This is a genomic window from Aquirufa sp. Wall-65K1 (genome assembly GCF_054558475.1).
Genome location: NZ_JBPXKD010000013.1, coordinates 1 through 1,205, shown reverse-complemented (window position 1 = coordinate 1,205; position 1,205 = coordinate 1). Strand labels below are relative to the sequence as shown.

Annotated in this window: 2 protein-coding genes; both read right to left on the bottom strand. The window is 38.4% G+C overall.

Annotation, left to right across the window (positions count from 1 at the left end; genetic code table 11):
• Window positions 1-788 (bottom strand): transposase (locus tag ACST15_RS12470; RefSeq protein WP_459454989.1); only part of this gene is annotated, 788 nt, incomplete at its 3' end.
• A gap of 35 nt (window positions 789-823) precedes the next feature.
• On the bottom strand, window positions 824-1,138 hold the full coding sequence (locus ACST15_RS12465; RefSeq protein ID WP_166373554.1) for a transposase: 315 nt from the start codon (window positions 1,136-1,138) through the stop codon (window positions 824-826).
• Between the last annotated feature and the right edge of the window lie 67 nt (window positions 1,139-1,205).

Here is a 1,205-nt window from a genome sequence, read left to right as displayed (position 1 = left end):
GGGGTCATTTTGATTGCTTTATGGAACCTGCGGGTGTTGTACCAGATCGTGTGAGCGAATATAGTTTGTTTGGCATCATAGTATCCCGTGAACTCGTAACGGTCGATTACTTCTCGTTGAATGATGGAGTGAAAGGCTTCGATGTAGGAATTTTCTTCAGGCGTTGCAATGTGTGTAAACTCTTGATTGGCTTCAGCTGTACGGAGAAATTGCTTGACGTTATTTGCTATAAATTGTGACCCATTATCATTTCTAATGGTTACTCCTTTGATTCCGTATTCGTTGTTTATTCGTCTAAAGGCATTGATTACATCCATTTGTTTGATGCTTTTTTGAAAAATCTGATCTACGATTTTGCGAGAAAAAACATCGATGATGGTCAAGAGGTAAAAATTCCTTTTTTCACCGTGTACATAGACATACTTGATGTCCAAGCATAAGTATTCCATCGGGTAGTAAGCCTTAATTTTACGATGTTGGACAAATTTACGTCTGCCACTAGTTCGAATCACTTTGCCTAAAAGAAGGTTGTGTTCATCCATTAAACGGTAAACTTTCTTCTTGTTAATGTAATAGTCAAGTTTGCGTAATTCCCCTGTTATGTTTTCATAACCATAGCAACAAAACTCTTGGGAGAGAATGTCTTTTATTTGCTCGATAACGACTTGGTTTTCGACCAAATCTCCATCTTGTTTCCAAGTGTGAGAACTCGCTTTAACGCCCGGTTTTCCGCCTGTAGACTTGTAATAGTAGACGCTGGAAGGAAGATTTGACCAAGATAAAAGCATCCGTGTGGGAGCCTGCTGATTGTATTGTAAAACGATCATCTTCTTGTCTTGATTAGCACAGGGCTTTTTTTTAGAAGCTCTGATTTAAATTCAATTTCCAAAGCTTGTCTGGCGATGATTCTTTTTAAGCGTTCATTTTCTTCTTCTAAAGCTCTCAGCTCAGGATCTACTCGCTTGTAAGCAGGCTTTAGCCCTTCTACTCCTTTGGAAAGGTATTTATTCTTCCACTTAGCATACAGACTAGGTGCTAAATTATACTTCCGGCAAGTAACCGTACTTCCCTCTCTTTGACCTTCTTGAATAATAGCTAGACGGTCTTCTGGACTGAATACTCTTCTTTCTCTTTTCATTTTCCCTAATTTAATTGGTTCTAAACTCTTTTTAAAATTTAGTCCAGTCTATTAGGGGGTTAGTACA

What these genes read in the sequence shown, in the direction of transcription:
- ACST15_RS12465 (WP_166373554.1), bottom strand. Translation starts at nt 1,138, where the DNA reads ATGAAAAGAGAAAGAAGAGTATTCAGTCCAGAAGACCGTCTAGCTATT.